The following is a 20,849-nucleotide window of genomic DNA, read 5'->3' on the forward strand; positions in this document are numbered from 1 at the left end:
TCTGTCTCCCACTGTGTGCCGCTGCAATGTGCCGGGGCATCTGAAAGGGGCGTATTGTAGGTGCAGTGGTCAGCTCCTACAATGCAGCCTGTTACCGGCCCGCCGGCCGCCCCGGGTTTCCTGACAGGATAGCAACAATGGCTGAAACCGCTGCATCACCAGCCCACAAGGTCTACAACATCGCTCACTGGAGTGACGGATACATTTCAGTCAACGGTCAGGGCGAGGTTGAAATCTGCCCGGACCGGGGCAGAAGCGACGCCCGCATCAACCTGCCAGCGCTGACTCGTTCACTGGCCGATGCAGGTGTTCCCCTGCCGGTTCTGATTCGTTTTACCGATATCCTGCACGATCGGGTCAACAAGCTCTGCAATGCCTTCAACAAAGTCACTCAGGAGCAGGGCTACCGGGGCCGCTATACCGCGGTTTACCCCATCAAGGTAAACCAGCAGCGCCGGGTGGTGGAGGAACTGCTGTCAGCCGAACCGGCCGCCTCGGCCAACCAGGTGGGCCTTGAAGCCGGCAGCAAACCGGAGTTGATGGCCGTACTGGCGCTGGCAAAGCAGGCCGGTTCGGTGATTGTCTGCAACGGCTACAAGGACCGGGAGTACATCCGCCTGGCACTGATCGGCCAGAAACTGGGTCACCGGGTGTTTATCGTGGTGGAAAAGCAGTCGGAACTGCCACTGATTCTGGAAGAAGCAAAAAAGCTGGGCATTTCCCCGCTGATTGGCGTGCGAGCCCGGCTGGCGACTATTGGCAAGGGCAACTGGCAAAATACCGGGGGCGAGAAATCCAAGTTCGGTCTGTCTGCCAGCCAGGTACTGGATGTGGTGGATACCCTGAAACAGGCCGGAGCCCTGGGCACCCTGCAACTGCTGCATTTCCATCTCGGCTCACAGATTGCCAATATCCGGGACATCCAGACCGGCTTGCGTGAGTGCGCTCGCTTCTACACGGAACTGCACGCGATGGGCGCCCCCATCGGTACCGTCGATATCGGCGGCGGCCTGGGTGTCGACTACGAAGGAACCCGTTCCCGCAGTAGCTGCTCCATGAACTACAGCGTATTCGAATACGCCTACAATGTGGTGCACGTGCTGCAGTCCGAGTGTGACCGTCAGGGTATCCCACACCCGGACCTGATCAGTGAATCCGGCCGGGCGCTCACCGCGCATCACTCGGTACTGGTCACCAATGTGATTGACCGCGAATACCCGGACAACCGCGAGCCTACGGAACCCGCTGCTGAGGCCCCCGCGCCGCTGCAGGATCTCTGGCGAGACCTGGAAAGTCTTCAGGATGAGGACTCGCCCCGCTCACTGGCGGAAATCTATCACGACATCCTGCACGCCATGGCCGATGTCCACGCCCAGTTTGCCCACGGTTTGCTGTCCCTGCAGGAGCGGGCCCGGGCCGAAACCCTGTACGTGCGCTGCTGCCGGATGCTCCGGGCCGAGCTGGACAGCGCCAACCGGGCGCACCGGGAAATCATCGACGAGCTGAACGAGAAGCTTGCGGAGAAACTGTTCGTGAACTTTTCCCTGTTCCAGTCCCTGCCCGATGTCTGGGGCATCGATCAGATCTTTCCGGTGATGCCGATCAACGGGCTTAACCGGTCACTGAACCGGCGGGCCGTGATTCAGGATATCACCTGCGATTCGGACGGCCGGATTGATCAGTACGTGGACGGCCAGGGCATCGAAACCACCTTGCCACTGCCCGAACACGACCCGGAATCCCCCTTGCTGATGGGTTTCTTCATGACCGGCGCCTATCAGGAAATTCTTGGCGATATGCACAACCTGTTCGGCGATACCCACTCGGTGGATGTGAAGCTGGACCACCGGGGGCAATATCAGGTGGGGGAACCCATTACCGGGGACACCGTGGCGAAAGTACTGCGTTATGTGAATTTCGAGCCCGCCAACCTGCTTGAGGCCTACCGGCAGAAGTTCCGGCACAGCGGCCTGGCTGAAGAGCTGCAGCAAACGCTGCTGGCCGAGCTGTCCTCCGGGCTTGAGGGCTATACCTACCTGGAAGAAGGATAAGACGTCAGGACGGATGAAAAGGCGTGATCAGGTCTGATTGTCCCGGCGCCAGGCCGAGGGCGACATTCCTTCCCACTTGCGAAAGGCCCGGCCAAAATTGGACGGGTCGCTGTAACCCAGATGCTCGGCGATCTCGTCAATGCTCATCGCCGAATGGCGCAACAGCAGCTCCCGGGCCCGCTGATGTCGCACACTCTCCTGAAGACCATGAAACCCGCCACCCTCGGCGGAGAGCTGCCGCCGAAGCGTTCGTGGCGACACCCCCATTTGCTGCGCCACATCCTCGAGGCCGGGCAAACGCCCATCCCGGGCAGACTCCAGCAAACGCAAGACCCGATCGCTCACCGAGGCAGATGCTTCCATCTGGCGCATTTCTTCCTCGCACTGGGCTTCTGCCACCCGGCGGGCAACCGGATTGGACAGTGACATCGGTAACCCCAGAAACGACTTGCGAAAGCGCAACTGGTTTACTCCCGCCGAGAACGTGACCTTGCCGCCGAACAGATACTGGTAGCGCTCAACATCCTCGGGGCGAGGGTAATCCACCAGGCACCGCCCGCCATCCAGTAACTGAGTGCCGAATAACAGGTAATTCACGTCCATCAGGGTGGCCATCACCACTTCAATATTAAACCGATGAAGCTTCTCGGTGTCGTGGTGAATTTCCAGTTGAATCACTGCATCCTCATCCTCGACAAAGAACGCCAGCGACATGTAGGCAAACCGGATCCGGAAGTATTTGATCAACACCGCCAGCGCCTGCTCCAGGGTGTCGCAACTGATGGCAGCCTGGGACAGGGCTCCGTGCGCGGTGAATTTCAGACGTTTGCCGTATTCCAGCCCCAGGCATTCATCACCACAGCGGGTCAGTGCCTGCTGGCATAACGCAGTGAACTGATCGAGCGTAATGAAATTGTCGGGATGACGGAGCTGGCTGTTTCGAATACCGGTCACTGACACGAGATCCGAACGACGCACCCCACGCTCCTCTGCCAACTGGCAGAGAATTTCAGCGTAATGCACCCGCATAACGGGCAAAGAGCCACTGGAGAGCGTTGCGTTCATGGTCTGGAATTTTTGATCGTTGTTTTACCGATCAGACTAGCCCCTGCCGGGGCAACCGGCAATAACCCCGGTGACGCAGTTCTTCCGGCCTTCAGGCCATCCCGAGAATTTTTTTCAGAATCCATGAATCCGCCCGGTAATCCATTGCGTAAACACTCTCACTGACAAATCTGTGACGAGTGCATAGAATGATGACCATAGCCAGCTCAAATACGATAACTGTCAAGGAGCGCCCGGTGACAACACTGGAGCAGCAACCAACGAAAACCGAAGGGCGCAAAGACCCCTGGGGTGTTTTGTTGGAAAAAGTCGGCAAGCATCAGGATCGGGCGGCTTATCATGCTTTGTTCGAGCACTTTGCCCCGCAGATCAAGTACTACGCAATCTCGAACGGGCTGGCCAGCCACGCGGAAGAGCTGGTGCAGGAAGTCTTCGTCTCTATCTGGCGCCGTTCCTGTCTTTACGACTGGCGCAAGGCGGCCGCTTCCACCTGGATTTTCACCATTGCCCGGAATCAGCGCATTGATATGCTGCGTAAAATGCAGCGGACCAGTGTTGAGATGGCGGTGGAAACCGAGGATCTCTGGCAGATTCCGGGTGATAACGAAGACGAACCAGTTACCTCCCTGCACCGCCTGATGTCCGAGCGGCGCATCCGGGAGTCGCTGAGCCAGCTCCCGGAAGAGCAGATTACCGTAATCGCGAAGGTATATATGGAGCACAAATCCCATCAGATGGTGGCAGATGAGCTCAACATTCCTCTCGGCACCGTGAAAAGCCGGGTTCGCCTGGCACTGAACAAACTGAAAGTGATTTTGCAGGATCAAAACGTATGACACGGCACCATCCCGACAGCCTGAGTCTGATGGAGTACAGTGCGGGCAACCTGAGCGAGCCCCATGCACTGTGCATCCGCCTGCATCTGGAGCAGTGCCCCCACTGCCGTAGCCGGGTCGATACCCTGAACAGCCTGGGCGCGGTCATGATGGATCACCAGCCAAAGGTGACGGTGGCTGATTCGAGCTTTGATCAACTGATGGCGCGCATCGATAGTTCCCCGCAAGCATCATCTCCGGTGGTTCCTCAACCTAAGGTGAGCCCTCTGCAGAAACTGCTCGGGGATGACATCAATGCGCTGCCCTGGAAACGTCAGCTTGCGGACGTGAGTGTGCTCGACATTACCGACAAGTTTCCCGGCCAGAACGAGAGGGTCGTTCTGCAAAAACTGGTAGCGGGCGGCAAGGCGCCGGCCCATACCCACCGTGGCGATGAAACCACGATTGTGCTTCAAGGGGCATTTGCAGACCAGAAGGGCGTATTCAATCAGTGGGACTTTGTGGTTCTGAACGAACAGGACGAACATCGTCCGGTGGCCGTCGGCTGCGAAGACTGCATTACGCTGTCCGTGCTGAGCGCCCCCCTGAAGCTGACCGGGACCTTCACCCGCCTGCTCAATCCGTTCCTGCGTTAACAGTATGCTGCGGCGCCGCCGCAGCATGACTGCGCTACCATGGCAGATCACTGCCATCCCAACTGATAAAACGTCCATTATCCCTGGCATCAAGGCTTTCCAGAACCGAAAACAGATTGCCTGCCGTCTGCTCTGGCTCGTGTACCGTTAACCGCTCCAGCGACTGCTGAAACGGTTGGCTCAGCGGCGACAAGGTGGTGCCCGGGTGCAGGGAAACGCAGGCCAGTGGCGCGTAACGCCTCGACAATTCAATAGAAAGGTTCTTTACCACCATATTCATGGCCGCCTTGGAGGCGCGATAGGCGTACCAGCCCCCTAACTGGTTGTCCGAAATAGACCCCACCTTCGCAGACACCGCGGCAATACGCTTGAAGTGCTTTCCCCTCAGCGCCGGAGCGAGCCTCTGAATCAGCAGGGCAAACCCGACGCAGTTCACCTGGTAGCTTCGCATCATGCTTCGGCCATCAATATCCTCCAACCGTTTCTCCGGAAACAACTGGTCATCGTGCAGCAGGCCTGCGGCATAAATAACGGTGTCAACCGGACCAGAAGCTTCCAGCACAGCCTTGAACTCGGCGACATCAAGCACCTGCTCGTCTTCTGCATCCCAGGCCATCAATCTCACGCCAGAGTGATTTTTCAAAGCGTCCGGCGCCGTCTCCGGCATCCGGCACAGCCCAACCAGGCTCAGGTCCGGATAGCTCCTCAGATAACGTCGGGCCAATGCCGCACCGATGGCACCGGACACCCCCGCAATAACGGTCGTCATTCACCGATCTCCCGATTATCAATCAACACCATGCCGTTGATACGAAAAATCAATGCGTTCGGGCCATCCTGAAGCAAACCAAATAATTCAAACGCCCGTATGAAGAGAGGCTTCCAGATCAAAACGACGACATCCGGCGGTCGTTGAGACCGTCAAATCAAAACAGGAGAGTATCCATGCAATACCAGGCACCAGCGAACGATCTTCGCTTTCTGTTGTTTGATGTGTTGGGTGCAGACAAGCTGCACGAGCTGGAAAAATATGCCGATGCCACACCGGACCTGATCTCCGCGGTCATTGATGAGGCCGGCAAGCTGGCGGCAGAGGTCATTCAGCCCACCAACCAGGTTGGCGACCGTCAGGGCTGCAGCTACGACCCCGAAACCAAACTGGTCAAGACTCCAGACGGCTTCAAAGAGGCCTACCAGAAGTTTGTCGAAGGTGGCTGGACCGCGCTGGACGCGCCACTGGAGTTTGGCGGCCAGGGCCTGCCTCACACGCTGAAATTCGTGGTGGACGAGATGGTGTGCTCCACTAACCTGTCGCTGGGCATGTACCCCGGCCTGACGCATGGTGCCATCAGCGCCCTCTTTGCCCACGGCTCGGAAGAGCTTAAGCAGACGTATCTGGAAAAACTGATTTCCGGCGAATGGACCGGCACCATGTGCCTGACCGAGCCCCATTGTGGCACCGATCTGGGCCTGATTCGCACCAAAGCCACGCCGAATGATGATGGCAGCTACGCGATTGAGGGCACCAAAATCTGGATCACCGGCGGTGAGCACGATCTGGTGGACAACATTGTCCATCTGGTGCTGGCCAAGTTGCCGGGCGCGCCAGACACCACCAAAGGGATTTCCCTGTTTGTGGTACCCAAGTTCCTGCCAGACTCCGGTGAGCGCAATCCGGCCTTCTGTGGTGGCCTGGAGCACAAGATGGGCATCAAGGGTTCCGCCACCTGCGTCATGAACTTTGAAGGCGCCAAGGGCTGGCTGGTGGGCGAGCCCAACAAAGGCATGAGCGCCATGTTCACCATGATGAACGAAGCTCGTCTGATGGTGGGCATGCAGGGCCTGGGCCTGGCGGAAATGGCTTACCAGGAGAGCCTGGCATTCGCCAGGGAACGTCTGCAAAGCCGCTCCCTGAGTGGCCCGAAGAATCCCGACGGCCCGGCCGACCCGATCATTGTGCACCCGGACGTACGCCGCATGCTGATGCGCCAGAAAGTGCTGAACGAAGGCATGCGTGCACTGGCACTGTTTACCGGCCACCAGCTGGATCTCTCCGTGGCACACCCGGACGAAAAGGTGCGTGAAAACGCCGATGATCTGGTGCAACTGCTGACGCCGGTGGTCAAAGCCTTCCTGACCGATGAGGGCTACAACAACGCCAACTGGGGCCAGCAGGTACTGGGTGGCTCCGGCTTCACCCAGGACTGGCCGCTGGAACAACTGGTACGCGACGGCCGTATCGCCCGTATCTACGAGGGCACCAACGGCATCCAGGCGATGGATCTGGTGGGCCGCAAACTGTCGCTGAAGGGCGGGCAACTGGTACGCGCCCTGTTTGCCGAGCTGACGGGTTACCTGAAAGACAATCCTGATGCGCCCTACCGGGAAGAACTGAAAGGCGCCGTCAAGGGTCTTGAGCAGGCCACTCTGTGGCTGGCCCAGAATGCCCCGAAAGATCCGGAGCAGGCTGGCGCTGCGGCGACACCATATCTGCGTCTGACAGCCCTGACCGTCATCGGCTATCTGTGGTCCCGCATGGCTGCCGTGGCTGGCCAGCAGCTCGAAGCCGGCGCAGGTAACAAGCCACTACTGGAAAGCAAGCAGGTATCCGCCCGTTTCTATTTCGAGAAACTGATGCCTGAGGCGGACTGGCTGCTACGGGATATCCAGTCCGGCAAAGACAGCCTGATGGCCCTGGAAGATGAGCAGTGGATGGCCTAAGCGGCAGAGCTTCCGGTCAGGCCAAAAATCCTGGCCGGAAATGACCGACAAATGGCAATTTGTGACCTTCATCAAGACAGATCAGAAATTGATAATGGTCACGTTGATTAGTGTCTCTGAACTAGTCCAACCCGCCTCCTTGCGAGGCTGGTACCTTCTTGAAGCCGCGCTATGCGCGGCTTTTTTTATGGCCACGGCATTAAACAGAGCTGCAAGCCCGCGACAACAGTGACACCAACTCGCCCTGACGGCTCGTGCCGGTTTTCCGGAATATATTGTTAAGGTGGTACTTGACGGTTTCCCGTGACCGCCCCGAGGTTACCGCAATATCCGACAAGCTCTGACCACCAACAAGCTCCGCCGCTACCCCTGCTTCCGCATCCGTAAGATCGAACAGGCTCTTTAGCAGATCGTCGTTGATTTCGTTGCTCCAGCTCCAGTCGTGTAATGTAACGAGCACCCCCTGTGCCATGCTCTCTGCCCCGGCCGCTCCCTGCAGGGGAGTTACAATCAGCGTGATGCGCTGCGGCCCCTGTTCCAGGCTGAAAACCTGGTCATCGAGCTCCCGCCTTGCAATTGATGCCTCAACAGCCGCTGATAAAAGCACCGCAAACTGCCGCGCATTCTCGTTCCCATGGGCCACCAGCATGCCATCCTTGTTTACCCACAAACCTGCGTTGCGTTTAAGGATGTCATCTGCCTTGCCATTCCTGAAGGCCACCCGGAAGGATGCATCACAAATGATGATGCCCCGATCGACACGTTCAAGTACCAGTCGCTCAACCGCCGGACCACACCGCCGCTGCATCAGCCGGGTATACAGGCCCACGGCTCGGTGCAGGTGGGGCAGGAATCCATCGAAGACGCTGAGCTCTTCATAACTGAATTCAGGTTGGCCAGGAGAGCGCTGCATTCCGAAAAAGTTCAGGTAATGCCCGTCCATATAGGCAATCGCTCCGGCCGCTTCGCAAGCCCCGTAGCTTTCTAACCACTCTTCGGCCCGGGTATCGCGCCGCAAGCGCTTAACATCGGGGCCAAGATCGAGGTTACTGGCAACAAACCTGCAGCTACCCTGGCGGTTGACCGATATCGCTTTTTCAACCAATACGTCCCGGTGGGAAACATGTTCGGAATAGAAGCTAAGAGCCTCTTCGGGAATATTCACGGTCCAGGCACCGAGAAGAGCATTCTCCGCAGTGTTATAAATTGCAAACGATGCACTGTGGCCGTTAAACACCTGGATAAACCGCTGCAGAAACGGAAAGAAACCTTGTTCCGAGGTAACCGAATCGTAGATCAGGCCGATCAGTTCATGGAAGTCATGATTGAAAAAGCCTTCCCGGTCGGAGCAATGCACAGCGGTCCACTCTTGTATCGATGTTTCCTACACAATTTAGTGTAGGTTTCAAAGATATTCCAACCTCTCATAGTTACAAATTTCATACAAGTAGCCGGCCCGCACTCCCCAAACGGGTGGGGCGCCCCCCGACCACCCTTGCTATATCTCAATAACCCTTCCTCAGGGAGCCTTCGGGCAGAGCCTGGTTCATCCGGCGAATCAGGGTACTTTTTTGAATCAAGGAGTTGTTATGAACGGTTTTAAAAAACTGGCGTTGGCCGCAGCGGTCTCTTCGGTTGTTGGTATTGCGGGATGTGGAGGAAGTAGCGGTGGAGGGAGTACCGGGGGCGAGACAGTATCCGGAGAAACTATTTCAGGTACCGCCACCGCTCCTGGTGAAGAAGGTACTATAGCCAGCTTTACCCAGCCGAGTATTTTTGAAGTCGCATTGAACTTTGTTGTAGCTCCTGTCGCTGCAGCCATTACCGGGCTCAACCCCGTAAAAGGTGCCACGGTAGAACTCATTCGCGTGGATGATGAGGGCAACCAAATCGGCGACGTGCTCGCTCAAACCGCCACGTCAACAACAGGAAACTACAAGCTAACACTGCCGCAAGGCGTTAACCTTGCAGGTAATCTCGTGGTTCGAATTACCGGGCAAAACAATAAGCAACTGCGCGCACAGGTTGTCGAAAAAGACGTCGATATAAACCCGGTGTCCGAGTTTGTTCTTCGCAAGTTCATCGAGACGGGTGCCGACCTAGATCAGTTGGTTGTCACCGATGTGGTCAAACTAAGTGGCAAGGTTGAAGAGTTTGATCTGACTGCCGGGGCCAATCTTGATGAAATGTTCAGCACACTGGAGAGCGAAGTCGGCGATTTCGTAGAGAGCGAGGTTGCCGTGGTAGCCGGTGGCAAGGGTGAGGCCAGCACAGTCGCTGGCGATTACCGGAGCGCCGCCTTCGCACTTGAACTCCACGACGCTGAAAATCACAGTTCGGGCACCTATGCCCACAGTTTGTGGGCATCCAGTTTTCAGCTGGCAGACGGTGGCGAAAACGTCGTCAACGTCACCCTGGTCGATGAAGATGATCTCTACGGAAGCCGGGGAGGCCCATCCTTGTCCAGCGCTGAATGGCTCAACCATGAGTCCGAATTCGAAGAGGTTAATGAAACCTTCGACGGCATTCTGACCCAATCGGGCATCCTCGCTATCCAGGGCGAGTTCGAAGAGGAAATCGAAGAGGAGGAAGGCTGGCGCTGGCCTGCAGTAACCTACAATCTGGTGCAGGCTGGTGAGCGAGGCCTGTTTTTTGTCCAACCCAATGAAGCCAGCGTTCGTTACGCCGTGATCGATACCAACGACGACGGCACACCCGATGCGCTAGACCCCTCCCAGAAACTGGGCGACGAGATCTCCCGGTCTTTTGAGGTCTTTGCACGGCAACCAACCAACTTTCAGAGCAGCGACCTGTCAGGCCAGTTTGGCCGGGTTTATATCGCGTCTGAAATCACGACCGGTGAGCTGATACTGAAAACCGAAGTCAACACCATCACCTTCGACGGCAATGGAAACTTCAACTACGCAGAGGTCATGGAAGGACATGGTCACCAGATCAGTCTTTCAGCAAGTGGCCCGGGCTATGTGCCGATTACAGACCCAGCGGACACTGGCACCTTTGTTGTCGACAGTTCCGGTGATATCACAGAGGCCGGTGGTGAGCCTGCCGATGGTTTTATTAACGATACCGGCGACTTCATTGTCATGTCTGGCGGCGATGGCGAGCTTGGCAGTTACTCTGAGCTCGACATGACCCTGATGACCAAGCTGCCCACAGACAGTGGGCCCAGCGTGGCAGGCAAGCAATACCGGTTACAACTTATTTCGATGAAACTGGATACTCAGGAGCGTTTCCTGCTTTCCAGCAGCAAGTTCAATACTTTCCTGACCATGGCAAGTGAAACCGAAGGCGCAATCAGCGGTAGCTTCCTGGAAGTAGAAAAGACCACCCTGGGTGGGCAGCTATCTGTTTCTACCGACATGGTGGATGGTGCAGAGGCCTCTGCCAGCATCAGTGCCAACGGTGCAACGACGATAACCGTCGGTAGCTCTGAGGGTTCAACAACCTTGGATGGGTTCTTCAATGCAGACGCCTCACTTGGCTTGTTTGCACTGCGCTGGGAACCCACCGAGGGCGATCCGGATGAACTGGGGCTCGTGATTCTGACCGAGACAAACTAAGACCTGACCCGCAACCAAGCAGCGGCAAAAAGGCGGGCTCCCATGAGCCCGCCTTTTTGTTCTGAACCCACATGGTCGTCAGGAGGCTCGCTGCGGTACAATCTGCGCCAAATTCATGTTGAACTCTTCTGCCTACCGGAAAGCCTCAATGGCATCAAACCCTGCACAGACCGACGACTACGCTTTCCGCTTCGGAGGCATAGAACGCCTCTACGGCCGCAAGGCCCTGCATGCTTTCCGCCATGCTCACATCGCCATTGTTGGTCTCGGTGGCGTCGGTTCCTGGGCGGCAGAAGCTCTGGCGCGTAGTGGTATCGGCACCATCACCCTGATTGATATGGACGACATCTGTGTCTCCAACACCAACCGGCAGCTACACGCTCTGCAGGGCCAGTATGGTCGAACCAAAACCGATGCCATGGCGGAGCGGTTGCGCGCCATCAATCCCCAGGCGGATATTCGGGTGCACTTTGGCTTTCTCACGGTGAAGAATGTCGGCGAGCTGATCACCGAAGATATGACCGGCGTGGTGGATGCCATCGACAGTGTGAAGGCAAAAGCGGCGCTGATTGCCCACTGCCAGCGGCGCAAGATTCCGATCATCTGTGCCGGTGGTGCCGGGGGCCAGATGGATCCGACCCAGATCCAGGTTGCAGACCTGGCGAAAACCACACAGGATCCATTATTGGCCAAGGTCCGTAATATGTTGCGCCGGGAATACGGTTTTTCCCGAAACCCGAAACGGCGCTTCGGCGTAGAAGCTGTATACTCACTGGAACAACTGACCTATCCCGCCCCCGACGGCGAGGTATGTCAACAGAAACCGACAAGCGATGGCCCGGTGCGGCTCGACTGCGCCACCGGTTTTGGTGCTGCCAGCCCGGTGACCGCGAGTTTCGGCTTTTTCGCAGCGTCCCGGCTGCTGAACCGCGTCGCCCGTAAGGCCAACGCCTAATTCAACCATCGGGGCCCTTTTATGGCCGTAAGCACCACGTTAATTCTGGCCGGTATCGGCGTTTCTTCCCTGGTCTGTCAGTGGCTGGCATGGCGAGTACGCATGCCGGCTATCCTGTTCCTGCTCGCCGGCGGCATCCTTGCCGGCCCGGTGACCGGCTTCCTGCAACCGGAAGCCATTTTTGACGACCTGCTGTTTCCCGTCATCTCCCTGGCAGTGGCCATCATCCTGTTCGAGGGCAGTCTTACCCTGCGCTACGAGGAAATAAAAGGCCACGGCAAGATGGTGCGTAACCTGATTCCGGTGGGCACCATTGTCACCTGCATCATCGGTACCTTGGCCGCCCGCTGGATTCTCGAAGTGTCCTGGGAAGTCGCACTGTTGTTCGGCGCCATATCCGTGGTCACCGGGCCCACGGTGATTGCGCCCCTGCTCCGGGCTGTACGACCCACCTCCAAGCTGGCGAACATCCTCACCTGGGAAGGCATCATCATTGACCCGGTGGGCGCATTGCTGGCGGTTCTGGTGTTCGAGGGCATCGTTTCCTGGGGCCAAGGCAATGTTTTCAGCCATTCCCTCTATATTTTTGGCAAAACCCTGCTGGTAGGCTTTGCCATCGGTGCCGCCGCCGGCTACCTGAACGGCCTGGTCCTCAGAAAGCACTGGATTCCCCAGTACCTGCATAACGCCGGCACACTCACCTTCATGCTCGGTGTCTTTGCCATTTCCAATGAACTGGCCCACGAATCGGGGCTGCTCACCGTGACCGTGATGGGCATCTGGATGGCCAACATGAAGCAGGTTCCGGTCGACAGCATTCTGGAATTCAAGGAATCCCTCAGTGTCTTGCTCATTTCGGCCCTGTTTATCATTCTGGCCGCCCGTGTAGAGTTTGCAGCCATCGCCGAACTGGGCTGGGGCCTGGTTGCTGTGCTGGCCATCCTCATGCTGATTGCACGCCCCGCGAGCATTTTCCTCTCGGCCATTGGCACCACACTGAACTGGCGCGAAAAGCTGTACCTGAGCTGGATTGCTCCACGTGGCATTGTCGCTGCGGCGGTCTCAGCGCTGTTCGCATTCCAGCTTGAGCGAATCGGCTATGAGAGTGCCGGCGTACTGGTACCACTGGTGTTTATGCTCATCATCACCACCGTTACCCTGCAAAGCCTCACTGCCCGACCCGTGGCAAAACTGCTGGGGGTTCAGGAACCGCCCGCGCACGGCTTCCTGATTCTGGGCGCCAACCCGGTGGCCCGGCTGGTGGCCCAGGCCCTGAAAAAGCATGACATTCCCACCATGCTGACCGACACCAACTGGGAGAACGTGCGCCAGGCGCGCATGGAAAACCTGCCGGTGTATTTCGGCAACCCGGTGTCGGAACATGCCGCCACACATATGGACCTGACCGGGATCGGCAACCTCCTGATACTGTCGCCATACAAGCAGATGAACAGTCTGGCCACCTACCATTTTCTGGACTGGTTCGGAGATGATTCGGTGTTTGGCCTGGTGGAAGGCGACCAGGATCAGCGGGCGCGGCTTCAGACCGCAGGTAAGGTCCAGCGGACCCGGGGTCTGTTCGATGGTGTCAGCTATGCCAAGCTGGCGAGCCTGGTCAGCCAGGGCTACACCGTGAAAACCACGCAGCTAAGCGAAGAGTTCAGCTACCAGCAGTTTCTGAACCAGTATCAGAACCAGGCCCTGGTGTTGTTCGTACGCGACAGTCGGGACCATATTCACCCGGTCAAGGACATGGAAACCCTCGAGCCCGGTGACGACTGGGTACTGATCAGCCTGGTTCCCCCACAACCCCAGAAGGAACGTCGGGACCGGGAAGAACCTGCCGGTGAGAAGGGCGACAAAACGGCAAGCGGTGCCGCTCCAGCCTGACGCTATTCGCCTCCGTCAGCGGCAGTCGAGCACCAGCTTGCCACGGACGTGGCCGCCCTCCAGCAATGCGTGGGCGGCCTGCACCTGATCCAGCGGGAAAGCCTGTTCAATGTGAACCCGCACATCGCCGTCCTCAATCAGCTCGGCGATCTCGTCCAGGTGAAACACATCCGGCCTCACGGTCATACCATGGGCCCGAAGCCCCATGGCCTCGGCGGCACTGACAATGTCATCGGCGGTCACGGTAGGAATGGTCACCAGCACGCCGGTTTCTGACAAGGTATGCAGGGAGCGTTTGCCGGCTTCCCCTCCCACCAGGTCCAGTACCACATCCAGGCCATAGCACTCCTCAGCCACGTCGGTAGTGTGGTAATCAATCACTTCGTGCACGCCGAGCTCTGCCAGAAAATCCCGATTGGCCGGTGAGGCTGTTGCCACCACATGGGCACCACGCTCCAGCGCAAACTGAACCGCAAAATGGCCGACACCGCCCGCGCCTGCATGAATCAGTATCTTCTGACCGGATTCCAGCCTGGCCACCTCAAACAGGGCCTGCCAGGCCGTTAATGCCGCCAGCGGCACCGCGCCGGCAGTCACCAGATCAAGCTCATCAGGGACGATGGCCAACTCGTCAGCACGAGCCAGTGTGTACTCCGCATATGCACCACCGCCGGCCGGAAAGCCCACCATACCCATCACCCGGTCGCCCGGGGCCAGGGTGGTCACGCCCTCAGCAACGGCGACGACCTCACCGGCAACGTCGTACCCCGGCGTCCAGGGCAGCCGGTTTTCGATCTGTCGGGCGGCGAACCCCAGCCCCTTCCGGGTTTTCCAGTCAATCGGGTTCAAACCGGCGCCATGCACTCGGATAACCACTTCACCCTCCCGGGGCTCAGGCACCGGAGCCTGCGCCACCTGAAGCACCTCCCGCTCACCAAACTCGCCGTAGATCACGTGCTGCATGAGGATTGATTGACTAACGTCGGTAGGTTCCATGATTGCCTCCGGAGTGCATGGGGTCAGATGTCCCTCGAAGGGCATCAAGGATGAGACTAGCAGATATTTCCGGCGACGGCCCTAGCGCGGCAGGCCCCGGCCGCCGGGCACCAGGGCGCCGGACAGAATATCGACGAATGCTTTCGGGGCCCGTGCCGGGCGCTGGGATTTCATATCAACGCAGGCGTGAGTGGACAGGCCCCGCAACAGGGTTTTGCCATCGGCCCGGCGAATCAGCTGGAACTGTCGGGCCGAGCGGAAACGACCATCCCAGTCAGTCAACCAGGTGCCCAGCACCAACTGGTCGCCGGCATTGGCGGACATCAGGTAGTCCACGTCGGTGTGGGTAATGGCCATGGCCTTGCCGGTTTCCTCGTGCAGGGCCCAGGTCATGCCCAGACTCTCGATGTGCGCCCAGCTCACTTCCTCCAGCCAGCGGATGTACACCACGTTATTGGCGTGGCCAAGTCGATCGGTATCTTCGGCCTGAACCGTGATTTTCAGGGTGAACGGGCCGGGCAAATCCCAGCTCAGGGCGGGGGCATCAGTCATGGGGTTGCTTCTCCAAGGCCAGGGATGGCCTGCAACGGTAGCCGGCCAATACGGTCGTTGTGAAGTGAACCAAAGTATAGAACACCATCGTGGGGATTAACTGAGGTAATCTCCTGCAGATGAGTACCGCGAGTGTCGTGCAGGCTGGTCAGCATCTGGCCCTTGCTATCGAAGGCGACGACCAGACCGTAGTTCTGGGGCTTGGGCTTCAGGCTGTCCGGCAACTTGGCAACCAGATCCTTCAGCCAGGGGGACTTGTGCATGGCATCGACCCGGGGATTACGCAAGGTCGGGAAGGCGACCCAGTAACGGCCCACACCGTCCACCGCCAGGTTGTCCGGAAAACCCGGCAGGTTGTCGGCAAATACCTCAGCCCTGCCAGCCTTGGGGCCACTGATCCAGTACCGGAGAATGCGGTATTTCCAGGTCTCGTTCACCAGCACATAATCGCCCTGAGGGGCTACCGCCACACCGTTGGCAAAGTGCAGGTTGCCCAGCAGCACCTCGGTTTTCCGGGTCTTCGGATTGTATCTCAGCAGCCGGCCGTGAGGACGCATCTCCAGCAAGTCGAGTACGTAATCAGGCTGCTGGAAGCGGGAACTGGCGTCGGTGAAATAAATTCGGCCATCGGGGGCGATCACCACATCATCCGTGAACCGGAAGGGGGTGCCCTCGGCCTCTCGGGTAAGCACCGTGATGTCACCCTGAGGGGTAATGGATAACAGGCCTTTCCAGGCGTCGGCGACAATCAGATTGCCGTTGCTGTCAAACACAAGTCCAAGCGGCCTGCCACCGGTTTCCAGCCAGTGTTCCACCGTACCATCAGGGTGAACACGAACAATCCACCCATCCTGGGTACCGGTGTAGAGCACACCATCAGGGCCGATGGTGGTGTCTTCCGGGCCGTACACCTCGCCACGGGCAAGCAGATCCGCCAGCCGCAACCGTTCATTGGGCGCCAGCACACCGGTCATGGCCGGTGGCGAAGGCGCATCCCAGGCTTTACTGTCAATCGGAGACGGGGTCAGCAGAAAGCTGCCAAGCAACAAAAAGACAACCAGCAAGCCAACCAGCAACCATTTCATCATGCGCGCCCGTTCCCTTTTATGATTCTTTGTCCGCAGGCGACCCGGCGGATAACTCCGTGTGCCTAACCTTAGCAGACATCACAGGGTTTCTGACAAGATCAGGCCTGTTCCAGAAAACGCCGGCACAGCATGGCAAAAGCGTCCGGTTTTTCTGCGTGCAGCCAGTGCCCGGTGCCTTCAATGATTTTCAGCTCGGCGCCCGGAAACAGGGTACGAATCGTGTCCCGGTGTTTCTCCTGGATGTAGGCCGAATCCGCTCCCTTGATAAAAAGCACCGGCCCCTCAAACGGTCCCTGCCCTTCCGGCGCGGCCGCCAGCTTGCCATAACAGGCATCAATGACAGGCAGGTTCAGCCGCCAGCGAAACGTCACCTCATCATCGGCCTGCTCCTGGGCCGGAATACGCTCCAGGTTTTTCAGCAGGAACTGGCGCACGCCCGCCATTTCAACAAACGCTGCCAGGCGGGCATCCGCCTCGCTCCGGGATTTCACGCCACGAAGGTCCATCTGCTGCATGCCTTCAAGGATGGCGTCGTGGTGGGCCTTGTAGGTAACCGGCGAGATATCCGCCACAATCAGTGACTGCACCCGCTCAGGGTGCTTCAGGGCAACCTGCATGGCGACCTTGCCGCCCATGGAGTGGCCCAGCAGACTGGCTTTTTCAATACCCTGGGCATCCAGATAGGCAATGACATCCTCGGCCATGGCCGGATAGTCCATGTCGTCGGTATGGGGAGAGCTGCCGTGATTGCGTTCATCCAGAGCGTGAATCTGCCAGCCGTCTTCAAGCCGACGGGCAATACCGCCCAGATTTTCCAGGGAACCAAACAGTCCGTGCAGCAGGATCAACGGTTCGCCCTGGCCGGAAATTCGGTGGTTCAGTGCAACACTCATGGTCTGGCAGCCTCCGGTTATCGGATCAAACCGGATACACTACCACTGCCAGTTTACGGGGCAAGGGGAAATTGGTGCCAACCCCACGGGCAGAAAAAAGCCGGGCAGGGCCCGGCTGGAAGGTCACAGACATACGCCTGAAAGATCAGCAATAGAAAATGCTGTCCAGGTATTCAGCGAGTGCCAGAACGTTTCTGCGCTCGGTTTCGCTATGGGGTACAAAGATTTCCTGTTCCATACAACACCTCCACTTTGCAACGCATTACTTCAACCTGATAGCCAACATGCTATCGTTGAAGCAGTGGCAACCCGTTGACTCACTGTCCCAATCATTTGACATTTTGTATCAGTCCATCAGATAACAACCGGGAGCAGAACCCAGGCATGCAGCCCCAGACCGAATATCCGGAATCGCCCCAGGTGGCGGCATCCAGCACACTGGCGCTGGTGCATTATCTGGAAACACGGGGTCTTCTGGATCGTGTCCGGGTGGAACAGGCTACCGGGCTGACACTGGCGACTCTGAAAGATCCGGATCTGCGGGTACCCGCTTCTGCCCATTACCGTTTGTGGGAACTGGCCGAGCAGTTGACCGCCGATCCGGGCGTCGGCCTGCATGCCGGCCAGGTCATCGACCCCGAGCGCATGGGACTGGTCGGCCATGTGTTCTTCAACTGCGACACTCTGGGCGAAGCCGTGGTGCAGTATGTCCGGCTGCACCGACTGATCAACGAATCGGTCACCCTGAGTTTTGAGCAAACCCCGGACCAGGCCATCCTGACCTGGCAGCCGGATCATCCGGATCATTACTGTCGACAGGACATGGACCGCACCCTGGCCGCTGCCCTGTGCCGGACCCGGCATTTTATCCATCGCGGTATCGAGGCTGATTGGCTGGAAATTGCCCACCCGGAGCCGGCGTACGCCGATGAATATCGCAAACTGTTCGGTGGTACCGTCCATTTTGGCTGTGGCATTACCCGCATGGCATTTGACAGCAAGCACCTGGGCCACCCCATTCCGCACCGCAATCCCTACGTTTACTCAGCGGTGCTGAAACAGGTCAATGCGGTCATGGCCAGGCTACAGACCCGCCGCTCGTTCAGCCGCAAGGTGCGACGGCTCATTTCCCGTCAGATGGCCACCGACCGGATTGATGCTGACACCCTGGCCCGGCAGTGTCATATGAGCCGCCAGACCCTGTACCGAAAACTCAAGAAAGAAGGCATGAGCTTCCACGACCTGGTGGAACAGGTCCGCAAGGACAAGGCCCTTCGCTATGTCGCCGACGACCAGTACGCGCTTGGCGAAATCGCCTTTCTTCTGGGGTTCTCCGAGCTGAGTGCCTTCAGCCGTGCGTTCAAGCGCTGGACCGGTGTTGCCCCGGCCCAGTTCCGGGCCAGTCATCAGGGGCGCGAGTCATGATTTCAGAAAACCTTTCGCTGCTGGCCATTCCCCTGGCGGCGCTGTACCTGGCGGCGCTGGCCTGTATTTATCGCATCCTGCTCACCTATCGTACGGCCCAGGGTGCCATTGCCTGGATTCTCGCACTGGTGGGCCTGCCCTACATTGCCGTGCCCATGTTCCTGCTGTTTGGCCGCTATCGCTTTGGTGGTTACGTCAAGGCGCGCCGCATAGGCGATGAATCCCTCACCAACCTGTTGGATCAGTTTGAAAGCCAGACCACCTCCATCACCAATCCGGGCCAGGAGCATTTCAGCGATGAGCTGCCGGTGCTGTGCAAGCTCGGCCGGCAACCGTTCACCAGCGGCAACCGGTGCACGCTTCTGAGAGACGGCGAAGCCACCTTCGAAGCCTTGTTCGATGCCATGGAAGACGCCCGCCACTACCTGCTGCTGGAGTTCTATATTGTCCGCTCAGACCGGGTCGGCCAGCGCATCAAGGCCATCCTTGAACGCAAGCTGGCCCAGGGCGTGGAGGTCTGGTTCCTGTACGACGATATTGGCAGCGCGTTTCTGTCCCGCAAATGGCTGAATGAACTCTCAGCCGCCGGCGCCCGCATCGCCTCGTTTGGTGACGGCAATATCCGGCGCCGGCGCTTCCAGATCAACTTCCGTAATCACCGCAAGCTCCTGGTCTGCGATGGCAAGGTCGGCTTTGTCGGCGGCATCAACCTGGGCGACGAATACCTGGGCACCGCCATGGACCAGGAGCCCTGGCGCGACACCCATTGCCGGATAGAAGGGCCGGCGGTCACCGGCCTCCAGCTGGCCTGGCTGGAAGACTGGAACTGGGCCAGCAATACCCGGCCGGAGCTTAACTGGGCGTCCATGTCGTCGCCTCCCGGCGACCAGGAAGTGCTGGTGTTGCCCACCGGCCCGGCAGACACCTGGGAAACCTGCACGCTGTTCTTCCTGAACTGCATCAACAACGCCCGCACCCGGATCTGGATTGCCTCGCCCTATTTCGTGCCGGATTTCCAGATTATGAATGCCCTGCAGCTGGCGGCATTGAGGGGGGTAGATGTTCGCATCCTGATCCCGGAGAAAACCGACAGTCCACTGGTTCGCCTGGCCGCCTATTCCTACCTGGTACAGGCCAGTCAGGCCGGCATCGGCATCTATCGTTACCAGCCCGGCTTCATGCACCAGAAAGTGGTTCTGGTGGACAGCCGCTACGCTGCCATTGGCACTGCCAACCTGGACAACCGTTCCATGCGTTTGAACTTCGAGATTACCGCCGTTAACACCAGCCCGGCGTTCATCCGGCAGGTGGAAACCATGCTGGAGGAAGATCTGGGGGCCAGCCGGCGCATGACCGAAAACGACTATCGCCAGCGCTCCATCCTGTTCCGGCTGGGCTGCCGGGCGGTACGACTATTGGCGCCCCTGCTTTGATCTGGCCCCGGGCGGGCGCTTGTGCGAACATGAGCGCTCGACTGATGCTGTAAACGACCATTTCATGAACGCATTCAAGCCCAGAGAAACTCTGACCGAGCAGGTCGCTCGTCACATTGAAAACCTGATTGCCTTCGAGCAACTCCGTTCCGGCGAGCGCATCTATGAAAGTGCCATGGCCAAACAGATGGATGTCAGCCACGGCTCCATCCGGGAAGGCCTGCTGCTGCTGGAGAAGCGCCACCTGGTGCGTAACGTGCCCCGCAAGGGCGCGTTTGTCACCCCCCTGGACGAGCACTTTGTCCGCAGTCTCTACGAGACCCTGGAACTGTACCTGACCCACACCGGGCGAAAGCTGGTGCGTCAGTGGCAGCCGGCTGACATGCAGCGGCTGGAATCCCTGTACGAGCAGATGCGTGACCGCTTCCAGAAAAATGATCTGATGGCGTTTCTGGAGCTGGGGATTGAATACACCAAGGCCTCATTGGCGTACGCCGACAATTACTTTATTGTCTCTGCCATTGAGGATCTCTGGCCCTCAGCCAAGCGCTGCGCCTTTGTCGCCTTTCGCCACGGCGGCACACAGGTTCTGGAAGACAACCTGGCGCATATGGAAGAGTCCATCCAGGTGATACGGGAACGAGACGAACAGGCCCTGGCCGATATCCTGCACCGTTATGCCGTGCAGCAGTGTGAGCAGGTGCTGTCCGCTCTGAATCACTGATACC

Annotated in this window: 17 protein-coding genes; 10 read left to right on the forward strand and 7 right to left on the reverse strand. The window is 58.4% G+C overall.

Going from position 1 to position 20,849, the window contains the following annotated elements; all coding sequences use genetic code 11:
- Window positions 1–137 precede the first annotated feature (137 nt).
- Complete coding sequence (speA, locus tag ARC85_RS06710; RefSeq protein WP_286714558.1) at window positions 138–2,051, forward strand: biosynthetic arginine decarboxylase; 1,914 nt, start codon at window positions 138–140, stop codon at window positions 2,049–2,051.
- 27 nt (window positions 2,052–2,078) lie between these two features.
- On the opposite strand, the gene ARC85_RS06715 is transcribed toward speA, so the two are convergent.
- Window positions 2,079–3,116 (reverse strand): AraC family transcriptional regulator, encoded by a 1,038-nt coding sequence (locus ARC85_RS06715; protein WP_286714559.1) that lies wholly within the window; start codon window positions 3,114–3,116, stop codon window positions 2,079–2,081.
- A gap of 236 nt (window positions 3,117–3,352) precedes the next feature.
- Between ARC85_RS06715 and ARC85_RS06720 the strand changes: the two genes are divergently transcribed.
- Both ARC85_RS06720 and ARC85_RS06725 read left to right on the forward strand, forming a co-directional pair.
- Complete coding sequence (locus ARC85_RS06720; protein WP_286714560.1) at window positions 3,353–3,952, forward strand: sigma-70 family RNA polymerase sigma factor; 600 nt, start codon at window positions 3,353–3,355, stop codon at window positions 3,950–3,952.
- Entirely contained in the window at window positions 3,949–4,587 is a 639-nt protein-coding gene (locus ARC85_RS06725) for a ChrR family anti-sigma-E factor (protein ID WP_206855169.1), read from the forward strand. Before ARC85_RS06720 ends, ARC85_RS06725 begins: the two co-directional genes overlap by 4 nt.
- A gap of 34 nt (window positions 4,588–4,621) precedes the next feature.
- Here the strand turns inward: ARC85_RS06725 and ARC85_RS06730 are convergent, their stop codons facing one another.
- Complete coding sequence (locus ARC85_RS06730) at window positions 4,622–5,356, reverse strand: SDR family NAD(P)-dependent oxidoreductase (protein ID WP_286714561.1); 735 nt, start codon at window positions 5,354–5,356, stop codon at window positions 4,622–4,624.
- A gap of 176 nt (window positions 5,357–5,532) precedes the next feature.
- Here ARC85_RS06730 and ARC85_RS06735 point away from each other — a divergent pair, with 176 nt between their 5' ends.
- The gene (locus ARC85_RS06735; protein WP_153740806.1) at window positions 5,533–7,308 is read left to right on the forward strand and encodes an acyl-CoA dehydrogenase C-terminal domain-containing protein; all 1,776 of its coding nucleotides are present in this window, start codon (window positions 5,533–5,535) and stop codon (window positions 7,306–7,308) included.
- Window positions 7,309–7,507: 199 nt separating this feature from the next.
- Here the strand turns inward: ARC85_RS06735 and ARC85_RS06740 are convergent, their stop codons facing one another.
- On the reverse strand, window positions 7,508–8,665 hold the full coding sequence (locus ARC85_RS06740) for a helix-turn-helix transcriptional regulator (protein ID WP_286714562.1): 1,158 nt from the start codon (window positions 8,663–8,665) through the stop codon (window positions 7,508–7,510).
- A gap of 232 nt (window positions 8,666–8,897) precedes the next feature.
- Between ARC85_RS06740 and ARC85_RS06745 the strand changes: the two genes are divergently transcribed.
- From ARC85_RS06745 to ARC85_RS06755, 3 genes are all read left to right on the forward strand, one after another.
- Window positions 8,898–10,889, forward strand: a complete 1,992-nt coding sequence (locus ARC85_RS06745; protein WP_228224333.1) for a hypothetical protein — start codon at window positions 8,898–8,900, stop codon at window positions 10,887–10,889.
- 148 nt (window positions 10,890–11,037) lie between these two features.
- Window positions 11,038–11,844, forward strand: coding sequence for a tRNA cyclic N6-threonylcarbamoyladenosine(37) synthase TcdA (tcdA, locus tag ARC85_RS06750; RefSeq protein WP_286714563.1), 807 nt, complete (start codon window positions 11,038–11,040; stop codon window positions 11,842–11,844).
- 21 nt (window positions 11,845–11,865) lie between these two features.
- The gene (locus tag ARC85_RS06755) at window positions 11,866–13,734 is read left to right on the forward strand and encodes a cation:proton antiporter (protein ID WP_199453060.1); all 1,869 of its coding nucleotides are present in this window, start codon (window positions 11,866–11,868) and stop codon (window positions 13,732–13,734) included.
- A 15-nt stretch (window positions 13,735–13,749) separates the two neighbouring features.
- Here ARC85_RS06755 and ARC85_RS06760 read toward each other — a convergent pair whose 3' ends face one another.
- The 4 genes from ARC85_RS06760 to ARC85_RS06775 form a co-directional block, all read right to left on the reverse strand.
- The gene (locus ARC85_RS06760) at window positions 13,750–14,730 is read right to left on the reverse strand and encodes an NADP-dependent oxidoreductase (RefSeq protein ID WP_113879497.1); all 981 of its coding nucleotides are present in this window, start codon (window positions 14,728–14,730) and stop codon (window positions 13,750–13,752) included.
- Between the two features lie 81 nt (window positions 14,731–14,811).
- Window positions 14,812–15,282, reverse strand: a complete 471-nt coding sequence (locus ARC85_RS06765) for an acyl-CoA thioesterase (RefSeq protein ID WP_286714564.1) — start codon at window positions 15,280–15,282, stop codon at window positions 14,812–14,814.
- Window positions 15,279–16,367 (reverse strand): SMP-30/gluconolactonase/LRE family protein, encoded by a 1,089-nt coding sequence (locus ARC85_RS06770; RefSeq protein WP_286714621.1) that lies wholly within the window; start codon window positions 16,365–16,367, stop codon window positions 15,279–15,281. The genes ARC85_RS06765 and ARC85_RS06770 overlap by 4 nt, the downstream gene beginning before the upstream one ends.
- A gap of 101 nt (window positions 16,368–16,468) precedes the next feature.
- Window positions 16,469–17,263: an alpha/beta fold hydrolase gene (locus ARC85_RS06775; RefSeq protein WP_228224338.1), complete on the reverse strand. Its 795-nt coding sequence runs from the start codon at window positions 17,261–17,263 to the stop codon at window positions 16,469–16,471.
- 384 nt (window positions 17,264–17,647) lie between these two features.
- Here ARC85_RS06775 and ARC85_RS06780 point away from each other — a divergent pair, with 384 nt between their 5' ends.
- From ARC85_RS06780 to ARC85_RS06790, 3 genes are all read left to right on the forward strand, one after another.
- Window positions 17,648–18,688, forward strand: coding sequence for an AraC family transcriptional regulator (locus ARC85_RS06780; RefSeq protein ID WP_286714565.1), 1,041 nt, complete (start codon window positions 17,648–17,650; stop codon window positions 18,686–18,688).
- A complete protein-coding gene (cls, locus tag ARC85_RS06785) occupies window positions 18,685–20,121 on the forward strand; it encodes a cardiolipin synthase (RefSeq protein ID WP_286714566.1) in 1,437 nt (478 codons plus the stop codon). Before ARC85_RS06780 ends, cls begins: the two co-directional genes overlap by 4 nt.
- 64 nt (window positions 20,122–20,185) lie before the next feature.
- Entirely contained in the window at window positions 20,186–20,845 is a 660-nt protein-coding gene (locus ARC85_RS06790; RefSeq protein ID WP_286714567.1) for a GntR family transcriptional regulator, read from the forward strand.
- Window positions 20,846–20,849 lie beyond the last annotated feature (4 nt).

The sequence above is a fragment of the Marinobacter sp. tcs-11 genome (assembly GCF_002049515.1).
Lineage (GTDB): Bacteria > Pseudomonadota > Gammaproteobacteria > Pseudomonadales > Oleiphilaceae > Marinobacter > Marinobacter nauticus.

Bases quoted from the DNA above. Each gene is read 5' to 3' on its own strand.
- speA (WP_286714558.1), top strand. From the start codon at position 138: ATGGCTGAAACCGCTGCATCACCAGCCCACAAGGTCTACAACATCGCT.
- ARC85_RS06715 (WP_286714559.1), bottom strand. From the start codon at position 3,116: ATGAACGCAACGCTCTCCAGTGGCTCTTTGCCCGTTATGCGGGTGCAT.
- ARC85_RS06725 (WP_206855169.1), top strand. From the start codon at position 3,949: ATGACACGGCACCATCCCGACAGCCTGAGTCTGATGGAGTACAGTGCG.
- ARC85_RS06730 (WP_286714561.1), bottom strand. From the start codon at position 5,356: ATGACGACCGTTATTGCGGGGGTGTCCGGTGCCATCGGTGCGGCATTG.
- ARC85_RS06735 (WP_153740806.1), top strand. From the start codon at position 5,533: ATGCAATACCAGGCACCAGCGAACGATCTTCGCTTTCTGTTGTTTGAT.
- ARC85_RS06745 (WP_228224333.1), top strand. From the start codon at position 8,898: ATGAACGGTTTTAAAAAACTGGCGTTGGCCGCAGCGGTCTCTTCGGTT.
- tcdA (WP_286714563.1), top strand. From the start codon at position 11,038: ATGGCATCAAACCCTGCACAGACCGACGACTACGCTTTCCGCTTCGGA.
- ARC85_RS06755 (WP_199453060.1), top strand. From the start codon at position 11,866: ATGGCCGTAAGCACCACGTTAATTCTGGCCGGTATCGGCGTTTCTTCC.
- ARC85_RS06760 (WP_113879497.1), bottom strand. From the start codon at position 14,730: ATGGAACCTACCGACGTTAGTCAATCAATCCTCATGCAGCACGTGATC.
- ARC85_RS06765 (WP_286714564.1), bottom strand. From the start codon at position 15,282: ATGACTGATGCCCCCGCCCTGAGCTGGGATTTGCCCGGCCCGTTCACC.
- ARC85_RS06770 (WP_286714621.1), bottom strand. From the start codon at position 16,367: ATGAAATGGTTGCTGGTTGGCTTGCTGGTTGTCTTTTTGTTGCTTGGC.
- ARC85_RS06775 (WP_228224338.1), bottom strand. From the start codon at position 17,263: ATGAGTGTTGCACTGAACCACCGAATTTCCGGCCAGGGCGAACCGTTG.
- ARC85_RS06780 (WP_286714565.1), top strand. From the start codon at position 17,648: ATGCAGCCCCAGACCGAATATCCGGAATCGCCCCAGGTGGCGGCATCC.
- cls (WP_286714566.1), top strand. From the start codon at position 18,685: ATGATTTCAGAAAACCTTTCGCTGCTGGCCATTCCCCTGGCGGCGCTG.
- ARC85_RS06790 (WP_286714567.1), top strand. From the start codon at position 20,186: ATGAACGCATTCAAGCCCAGAGAAACTCTGACCGAGCAGGTCGCTCGT.